The sequence below is a fragment of the Vibrio sp. V23_P3S9T160 genome (assembly GCF_963886625.1).
In the GTDB taxonomy this organism is placed as follows: domain Bacteria; phylum Pseudomonadota; class Gammaproteobacteria; order Enterobacterales; family Vibrionaceae; genus Vibrio; species Vibrio anguillarum.
Window position 1 is genome coordinate 1 of record NZ_CAWPDB010000031.1, and the last position, 9,416, is coordinate 9,416.

At 40.8% G+C, this 9,416-nt stretch carries 6 protein-coding genes and 5 pseudogenes; 8 read left to right on the forward strand and 3 right to left on the reverse strand.

Features of this window, described 5'->3' with window-relative positions; translation table 11 throughout:
- The first annotated feature begins 171 nt into the window (after positions 1-171).
- From AACU59_RS01895 to AACU59_RS01905, 3 genes are all read left to right on the forward strand, one after another.
- Positions 172-939 carry a hypothetical protein gene (locus AACU59_RS01895; RefSeq protein ID WP_161437609.1) on the forward strand — a complete coding sequence of 256 codons (768 nt, stop codon included), beginning with the start codon at positions 172-174 and terminating at the stop codon, positions 937-939.
- Positions 940-1,095: 156 nt separating this feature from the next.
- A complete protein-coding gene (locus AACU59_RS01900; protein WP_017048750.1) occupies positions 1,096-1,296 on the forward strand; it encodes a hypothetical protein in 201 nt (66 codons plus the stop codon).
- A gap of 125 nt (positions 1,297-1,421) precedes the next feature.
- Complete coding sequence (locus AACU59_RS01905; RefSeq protein WP_017048749.1) at positions 1,422-1,808, forward strand: HVO_A0114 family putative DNA-binding protein; 387 nt, start codon at positions 1,422-1,424, stop codon at positions 1,806-1,808.
- A gap of 136 nt (positions 1,809-1,944) precedes the next feature.
- Here AACU59_RS01905 and AACU59_RS01910 read toward each other — a convergent pair.
- Positions 1,945-2,211: pseudogene (locus AACU59_RS01910) on the reverse strand (transposase); the annotation flags it as partial.
- A 69-nt stretch (positions 2,212-2,280) separates the two neighbouring features.
- Between AACU59_RS01910 and AACU59_RS01915 the strand changes: the two are divergent.
- Together AACU59_RS01915 and AACU59_RS01920 are read left to right on the forward strand one after the other, a co-directional pair.
- Positions 2,281-2,436: pseudogene (locus AACU59_RS01915) on the forward strand (transposase); the annotation flags it as partial.
- Positions 2,437-2,531: 95 nt separating this feature from the next.
- Positions 2,532-3,440 carry an IS5 family transposase gene (locus AACU59_RS01920; protein WP_094145174.1) on the forward strand — a complete coding sequence of 303 codons (909 nt, stop codon included), beginning with the start codon at positions 2,532-2,534 and terminating at the stop codon, positions 3,438-3,440.
- A gap of 36 nt (positions 3,441-3,476) precedes the next feature.
- Here the strand turns inward: AACU59_RS01920 and AACU59_RS01925 are convergent.
- Both AACU59_RS01925 and AACU59_RS01930 read right to left on the reverse strand, forming a co-directional pair.
- Positions 3,477-4,448, reverse strand: a pseudogene (locus AACU59_RS01925) (IS256 family transposase); the annotation flags it as partial.
- A 164-nt stretch (positions 4,449-4,612) separates the two neighbouring features.
- Positions 4,613-5,495, reverse strand: a pseudogene (locus tag AACU59_RS01930) (IS5 family transposase).
- A 131-nt stretch (positions 5,496-5,626) separates the two neighbouring features.
- Here AACU59_RS01930 and AACU59_RS01935 point away from each other — a divergent pair.
- The 3 genes and pseudogenes from AACU59_RS01935 to AACU59_RS01945 all read left to right on the forward strand — a co-directional run.
- Positions 5,627-5,950 (forward strand): annotated as a pseudogene (locus AACU59_RS01935) (IS3 family transposase); the annotation flags it as partial.
- Between the two features lie 243 nt (positions 5,951-6,193).
- On the forward strand, positions 6,194-8,821 hold the full coding sequence (locus tag AACU59_RS01940) for a DUF2235 domain-containing protein (RefSeq protein ID WP_161437610.1): 2,628 nt from the start codon (positions 6,194-6,196) through the stop codon (positions 8,819-8,821).
- Between the two features lie 90 nt (positions 8,822-8,911).
- Positions 8,912-9,416, forward strand: a 505-nt coding sequence (locus tag AACU59_RS01945) for a hypothetical protein (protein ID WP_161437611.1), incomplete at its 3' end; no start/stop codon positions are given.

The following is a 9,416-nucleotide window of genomic DNA, read 5'->3' on the forward strand; positions in this document are numbered from 1 at the left end:
TTTATCAAATTTTCTGCCGATAATAATGGAATATTGGTTCGTTTGTATTAGATAGAGCTTAAAAGTCAATCTCTTAAAATTATATTTTTGGTAAATTTTAGTTTCTTTACTTATATTAATTTAACTGGTATCTTATATTAAAATATAAGAATAATTTGTAAGGTTTTAATTATGGCTAATAACGCAGATGCAATTAATGTAGTAGTGGATATACAAAGAGATAACAAAAATAATGATGGTATGTATTATACGACGTATCGACATAGAAAAGGTATGACTCTTTATCTTCGATTAAATATAAAGATAAATAATGAAGATTCTAGAAATAGATCTCCAATGACAATGGTGATTAATGTTGCTCAAAAACGTATTGATGAGTACCCTAAGTATACATTTGAAGAATTTGTAAGTAACAATGCTTCTGAATGTGTGAAGTCGGGGGAGTTCGAGATTACTCGAGGTGCATATGAGAAATTTTTAGCTAAGCATAAATACTATTACGGAATATATCAAAAAGCAAAAGTGAATGAATGTCGCGGGTACTTCTCTATTGACAGAGCGGGCATTAAGAAAGAGGCGGCAAAGATATCAAAGCCAGTTCATGACGTCGCAGATATGGCTGAAAAGCTTGCTTTAGATGGTCTTTTGACTGCTGTAGAAGCACAAGATCTGTATCAGTCAATGTACAGAATTAAACAAGTATTAGACGCATACGTTATGCCTGATATTCTTTTTCAGAATATGCTTTTCTATGATAAAAAATTAACTGATAAAATTAAGACTTACAATCATTTATCTAACTTCAAAATTTCAAGTAAAGCAAATGCTGACCGTTTTGTTAAACACATGAGTAAAATAGACAGGTTTGAGACTGGTAATAGAGTTAAAAAATTAAGCACTGAAAGAAAGGTATTAGAGTCTTTGTGTTCCAGTCTTTAATAAACCTCATTGATATCTGCCAGATCAAAGATCTGGCTTTTCATATAATATGAAAATGTACATTTTAGAATCTAGTTGATGAATAGTATTGTTTTCTTGAAAGTCATGGATTAGTATTCAATCATATTCTGCTACCAACATGTAAAAGGGATGATTATGATGGATGATATTCATGAACAACTTAGCGTCAATAAGTCCTTTCTTAACGAAACATTTGCAATGGTCCGCATATCTAAAGAAGGGGAGGTTTGGGTACAATATCAAGATAAGATGGATATACCTTTAGGAACTAAAGCAATTAATATTACTTCTGATGTTCTTAAGATTATTGCGCTTCATCAAAGTAGTGAACCATGAGAGCATGGTTTAAATAGATTTTATATTGAGATTTTAGAAATCTGCTGTAATTCATCATCATTATTATCACTAGTTTTCCTTTGATTTAAAGAAAATTGTTATATATTTATTAACATGGATAGACTATGAAAGCTAGAATCGGAATAGCCTCGGAAGAACTCGTTCGCAAGTATATATTGGATGTTGCAGCTGGTAAATTAAACTATGTCGAAGATATGCCTCAATTCTGGTTTGCATCTTTAACAGAGCTGTCACAGGTTTTAACTAACGATAATATTAAGCTCTTGAAAATGATGGCTTATGAGAGACCAAATAGTGTAGCGAAGCTAGCAGAGATAACAGATCTTAGTGTCGAAGAGCTTGAGGTTTCTATTGAGAAACTTACATCTAAGGGTTTTGTTCGTATTGAGATATGTGGAAACGAAGAGTGTCTTACTGCCATTTATACCTCTTTTGAGATCCGCATGGGTAAAGAAGTTGAAGTGCAACTTCTTCAGCGCCTTAATTATTAATACAAGCTTCTGATAGAGAACAATTGATGTCAGTATTATAAATTCGTGTTAGAAAAATATTCTTTGATTATATTGATTTCTCCGCTGTTCGCAATGAGAGAGAGGGCGTTCAGAATTCTGTGTCAGCTAATTTTGGCTAAATATCTAAGACGTCATCCAAGCGACCTTCAAAATGAATCGCCAGTTGAGACAATGTCATATTCCAATTCTGTATTGGCATTGTCCATTTCTTAGAAGCATTCAATATCCCAGCATACAGTAGCTTAAGCAAGCTATTTTCATTTGGGAACCCACCCTTAGTTTTGGTCAGTTTACGGAATTGGCGATGTACGGCTTCAATAGCATTTGTCGTGTAAATAGCCTTTCGGACGTATTCTGGATATTTGAAGTAAACGGCGTTGTTGCCTAAATCAGTTGAACCTTTTCCAAGTCCTGCGATCTGATCCCTTGTGATGGTAAGAACGGTGGTGACATGGGCAAAGCGAAAAAAAAGATAACTAACTGGACGGAGTACAATAAGGCTCTGTGCAAGCGTGGTTCGGTTACGTTCTGGATAGATGACTCAGCTATTGATGCATGGCAATGCAAAACCCACCATGGTAAGCGTGGTAGAGNTCGGACGTATTCTGGATATTTGAAGTAAACGGCGTTGTTGCCTAAATCAGTTGAACCTTTTCCAAGTCCTGCGATCTGATCCCTTGTGATGGTAAGAACGGTGGTGACATGGGCAAAGCGAAAAAAAAGATAACTAACTGGACGGAGTACAATAAGGCTCTGTGCAAGCGTGGTTCGGTTACGTTCTGGATAGATGACTCAGCTATTGATGCATGGCAATGCAAAACCCACCATGGTAAGCGTGGTAGAGGCTTCCAGTACTCAGATACAGCGATTGAAACTGCTTTGATGATTAAGGGCATCTTCTCTCTGCCATTACGTGCACTGCAAGGCTTTATCGACTCGATTTTCGAGCTATTGGATGTTCCTCTGACATCCCCTGACTACACCTGTATTAGTAAACGCTCGAAGACTGTTCAGGTCAAATATCGCAATAAATCTAGAGGGGCTATCCGCCATATCGCCATTGACTCGACTGGCCTCAAAGTCTTTGGTGAGGGTGAATGGAAAGTGAAAAAGCATGGTGCAGAAAAACGCAGAACATGGCGCAAACTGCACTTAGCTATTGATGTGGATACTCACGAGGCGATTAGTGCGGAAGTTAGCCTTGTCAATGTGGGCGATAGTGAAGTACTGCCTACGTTGCTCAACCCACTACGCAGAAAGGTCATTGCCGTATCTGCTGATGGTGCCTATGACACAAAGAATTGTCACGAGACTCTGAAAAAGAAAGGTTGTACACCGTTAATACCACCTCGAAAGAATGCAGCACTTTGGGAAGATGGGCATCCCAGAAACGAAGCGGTAACAGCGCTGAAAAATGGGGCAATAGCGGAATGGAAAGCCGAGTCTGGTTATCACTATCGCTCAATATCTGAGACTGCAATATCCCGATATAAGGGACTCACAAGCGGTAAACTGAGCTTGAGATGTTACAACGCTCAAGTGGGCGAAATCATGGCGAATGTCAAAGCTATAAACAAAGTCATAGGACTAGGTATGCCCGTAAGAAGCTAACGGCTAGTCATATATGGTGTTATTGTTCTTCAAGCTGATTTGATCAACAACGCCGAAGTAAACCGATAAATTTGCCCATTTGTTCCGCCAGGAACGAATCACTATTGGGTATTGCTGTCCCCATTTGGCTTCCAAACGATCCAACTCCATCTCGGCCGCTTCTTTGCTGACAGCCCGATAGACTGGCTTCAAGTCGGCCATAAACGCCTTCTGATGCTTAGAGGCAACATATTTCATAGAGTTACGGATTTGGTGAATGATGCATTGCTGAACTTCTGTATCAGGATAGATGGTTGCTATCGCTTCTGGGAAGCCTGTTAGCCCATCTACGCAGGCGATCAAGATATCTTCAACGCCGCGGTTATACAGATCTGTTAGCACGGAGAGCCAGTAATTAGCGCCTTCCGACTCTGACAGATAAAGACCGAGTAGCTCCTTTTTCCCCTCAACATCTAAGCCCAATATTGTGTATATCGCTTTGCTAACGTAGCGTCCGTCTTCTTTGATTTTATAGTGGATGGCATCAAGCCAGACAAAGGGATAAAGTGCATCGAGCGGACGTTGCTGCCACTCCTTCAGCTCAGGTATCAAACGGTCGGTAACACCTGTGATGGTGGCCTCAGAGACATCAATGCCATACATATCTTCTACGTGACCACGGATATCACGGTAGCTCATACCGAGCGAGAACATGGATAGGATCTTACGGTCGATCTCATCGGTCAATTTAGTCTGGTTCTTCTTAACTAACTGGGGTTCAAATGTTCCAGAGCGGTCGCGTGGGGTATCCAGTTCAAACGTGCCGACAGAAGACTTAATCGTTTTCTTGCTTGAGCCGTTCTTACGGTTAGGTTGCTCATCACCTTCAAGGTGCTGTTCGAGTTCTGCTTTCAAAGCAGCTTCTGTGATTTGTTTAATGAGCGGAGTTAAGAAGCCATCTTTACCTGTCAGGTCTTGGCCTGACTGAAGGGCTTTAATAGCTTGTTCTAGATCGAAGTCTTTGTTCATGTGTCATTCCTGTTTTGTATATCATACTGAAATGACACAGATTTCTAAACACTACCATGAGAGAGGATCGACTTTTGACGAATCCGATCTTTTCTTTTAGTCATAGCGGAGGCTTTGTTGCGTAATTCATTTTCGAAGCAGATCAGATCCATTTCGGTTGATTGTTAGCCAACACGACAAGTTTTAGGCATACCTAACCCTGTAAGCTTGTCTAACGCTTTGATCATGTCGTAAGTCTCACCAACCTGAGCGTTGTAGTCTCTCAAACTTAATTTTCCACCTAGCAACTGCTTCACCCGATACATAGCCGTTTCTGAGAGAGAGCGCAGTGGTAACCATACCTCTGTTTCCAGTGTTTATTTGATCCATACAACTTCTGGCAGGCCACACCAAGATTTCGAGGGTGACCTCGCTCCCAGCATGCGGCTCCGTCTCGTGGAGGAATGAGTGCGACTGCTCGCTTTATACGGATAGCTTCGTAACAACCCTTGGTGCCATAAGCTCCGTCACCTGATATTTCAGCGATCTTTTTGCGGGTTTGCTTGAGTAGATTTGGCAGCACTTCAGCATCAGTCACGTTCGATAAACTCAATTCCGCAGCGATAATTTCGTGGGTATTCGTATCAACGGCAAGATGGAGCTTTCGCCAAACTCTACGTTTACCGTCTGTGCCATGCTTTTTGACTTTCCATTCCCCTTCGCCGTAAACCTTGAGACCAGTCGCATCGATGGCCAAATGCCTTATCACACCAGACGTTTGAGGTTTGAATGACACTTCAACCTGTTTAGCTCGGCGACTGATACAGGTGTAATGTGGGCACTGCAATGGAACACGAGCAAGCATAAATACTGAGTTAATGAATCCTTGCAGAGTTCGTAAAGGCATTGAAAAGATACGCTTCATCATCAACGCAGTTGTGATAGCTAGGTCGCTAAAGAAACGAGGTCTTCCACGCTTTTTTTGTTTGCTTTGTTCCACTCTCTTATCGCTTCTTCATCAATCCAGAAGGTGAGTGAACCACGATTGATTAAGGCTTTATTGTACAGTTTTCAGTTGGTTGTTTTGTAACAAGGTTTTGGCATAAGGCTACGAAGATTATCTGATTTAGCCGTTCAGATCGTAACTTTCTGATTTAGTTCCAACGAATTATGCAACAAAGCCATGCGCTATCAAGGTTTTGTTCCGTCGCGTACTCTCTGAGCAGGTTATCATTCATAGTGATAGTAGTCAGTACTATTAAAAAGATTATCGAGACCTCATAGCTGCTTATAATCTAAAACAAAGTATGTGTAGGAAAGGAAGTTGCTTGGGCAATGCTTGTGTTGAGAGCTTCTTCCATGCTATGAAAGTTGAAGCGATCCAATATGAGCCGATTATGACGAGAGACCAGATGTGCCAAACGATCTTCGAGTACATAGAGGTTGATTATAATCGGACGAAAAGGCACAGTGCTCTTGGGTATCCAAGCCAAGTTAACTTTGAACAACAAAATGTCGCTTAATGACGTGTCCAGTCTGGCTGGAGCAGATTAAGTTACTTCAAACCAACATCTTCAACACCGACAGCTTTTAGCTCTTTAGAATCGCCCTAAGCCTCAACTTTTCGCAAACATAATCAACCTAATCCATATAATGTGATTTCGGTTCATGATTTAATCTAACTAATACTTCTTTAAGGCTAGCCTTGACTATCTAACTGATTAAAATGACGGCAAAAATAAAATAATAACTGTAAGGGAACGTCAGTGACATATAAAGCCGTTCGTATCACCGAGTTGATGGCTCACGAGTTTGCGCAAATTGAAGGCGCACTCGATTCGTTAGATAAAAAAGCCCTTAAAGCCGCTATCCCCTCTAATTTTAGTGTTGACAAATTTATTGAGCAGGTAGAGCAAGGTCATTGGCTGTTGTTAAATGATTCGCCTGTTACTCCTATGCTGCTCAAAGAATCAAACGAAATGGGTCTCTCTCATTGGGTGCTCAACAGCCAAACTATCGACCACCTCGAACCTGCCGCGCAAAAAGCATTGCTTGCTCGAACCAATCTTACAGGCGCTGTTTCTGGGGCAACGCAAAGTCGCAATTTGCATCCACCCTTACCAATGCCACCCTATGTCCCCGAGCCTCCAATACGAAATAATCCCGACGAGCCTCTTTCGTTGAAATACGAATATTGCTTTGACATCGCTTGCTCTGATGAATCGTTTCGTCAGCAAGTTAGTTGTTCTTTTGTGTTAGCTAAGACCAAAAATGAGGTCATGCTCGGTCGCTGGACGGAATCTAAAGCAGCACACGGCACCCGATACACTATTCTTACCGCCATTGATGAACCAAAACGCTTGGTCGCCGAAGTCGCCTCATACCCAATGGGAATTTCACTTGAAGAGACTGTCAAGGTTAAACCTATCGGGACACAAACTGCTTATGAAGGTTTTATTCCCGTTTGCCCTGCGGTGCAATTAGGTGAGCGGCTTGGCCTTCCTACTGAAGGTTATTTTTATCATTTTCACGATGGGAAATTGGTCCAAGAGTACAAATTGCTTGGCGATAACAAATGGAGTTTTTACGGGACTCGCTCTACACCACATCGATTAGATGACACTCAAGCCTATAACATTTACCAAAGTGCTTTGCTGGTTTATTGGAAAATTGGCGGCAAAGTCGTCGATAATCAATATCTGGTTTATCTTGAGCAGCAAATTACCCGTGAAGCGCTCGACAACCTAGATGACGAGTGGCTAAGTAAATATGGCGTTAAATTAGATATTCCTACATTACTGGACGCGACTCAGCAACCTATTATTGCAAGAGAAGATAAACACCAAGCTGAAACGCAGCAGGAAAATATCACCGTTTATGGCCTGCCGCCTGTTTCCCCGAAATCATTTAATCACCCATTAAATACGTTTTATGACTATACCGAACGCTGCTTAGTCGATACTAGTGTTAGAGCGATTAAGAGCGAAAGCATGGCAGGGAAAGATATTGCTATCGTTAATGTAAAACCTGAACGAACATTACGTATCGGCGTGTTCTTTGATGGGACTGGGCAAAATAACCCCAATGATGAATATAAGGAAACTTACGGTAATAAATCGCGAACGAATGTCGCTCGTCTGTTTGAAGCCTATCCAGAGCGAGAAGGCGAATCGGCCAAAATTTATATATCAGGGGTAGGCACGGTAGATGGTATTCCCATTTCGCCAGGTGAGCCTAATCCGATCATCGATGCGGGCGGCGATGAGAAGTTAGCAGGGCAAGCGATGGGAGCTTTTGATGATACAGGCGGGCTATGGAAGTGGCAGAGCTTTTTGTCTAGCTTAGCACAAAATATAAAATCTCTTGAACAAAAAGGTATATACTCGGAAATCAATCACATCCAATTTGACGTGTTTGGTTTTAGTCGCGGTGCGGCACTGGCAAGACACTTTATTAATGCTGTGAGTGAAGGATTTCCTGATTACATTAATCCCAATAGAAGCTCTAATCCTAGCTCGTTGGTTCCTAACTTATTAGGCAATGAAAGCTATAAACGTTTTGACTCACTTTCCAAAGAGTTTTATGCCATTGATACTACTCGTCGTGTTTCGGTCCGTTTTGTGGGTTTATTTGATACGGTAGGATCGTTTTACTTCCCAGGCAATGAAAATGAAGGTAATTACCAACTTGGATTAAAACCCAATGCGGCAGAAAGAGTATTTCAGATTTGCGCTCAACATGAATACCGTAAAAACTTCCCCCTCACTTCATTAGGGCAAGGTCATCAAGAGGCCATAGCGTTTGCTGACGGTATTTTCTGCCAAGAAGTATTCCCTGGTAGCCATACTGATGTAGGCGGTGGTTACCCATCGAAAATGCAATATAGTCGAACGGATTTACCTTCACGTCTCAACACACCTGTTGATTCAACCTACAACCGACATCTTATCAAGCAGGAATCATTTTTCGAAAAGTACAAAGGCGAATTGCAGTCAATTCGAGAAGCGAATGCAGGAGCGGCATTTGTTCAGCAGAAATTGGTTGTTGAAAATCAAACATGGCAAAAAGAAACATTAGAAAAAGACGGTATATATGGAGAAGTTAAGTCAGTAGATGGTCAATTACTCTATTATCATTTCGTGCCGATTAGCAATGCCATCTCTGCTCTGGCCTTTGAAAGAATGAAACAACAAGCGCAACGCCATGGCATTATTTGGCGAGATGATCTTATTCAACCGCCTAAAGATTATATTGACGATGTATTTATTAAAAAGACTTGGTCAAATATGGAAAATGAACCATTAGGTAAAATATCTAAAGCACATTGGCAAAGCTGTGAGGATGAATTATTAAAACAATATATACATATATACATCGTCCCCATGATGCATTAATCAATTCTGGTTATGAAGGTATCACTGATACATTGGTCAATGCTCTTAATGTCGATAGTAATCAACAACCTAAACGCAAGGTATTTAATAATGCTTAAATGGCGAAAACTTAATTTAATAGTTATATTAATCACAGGGTTGTTGGGCTGTAGTCCTGAGCCTTATTCCGTTGATGTCGGCTTTACCAATGGAAGTACGACAGGTGAGCATGGTGTTACGAATATGTCAATTACTTCCGAATCTGGTGGTAAGGCTAATTTTGCTATGGGGGCAATCAGTAGCTATCCAGGCGCTCATTCATCAGGAGGAAGAATGGGAGTGCCAGTTCATATAGATGGTTATTGGGCAAAAGGATGGGAATATCCTTTTGAATCTTACCACCGAATATCTGCCGTTATTCCTAGAGACGCTGAAGCTAAAATGAAAGTAATGGATAACTATTACAAGAACTTCAAATCTAATTCAGGCTCAATGCAGGTCATTGTTGATGGGCCTAGAGTTAGAGTTTTTTATACTAAGAATTGCTTTGATAAATTTAGTGATTGTACTGCTAAAAAAAATAGTGACCCTAATAATTGGGTTATTAAATCACCTC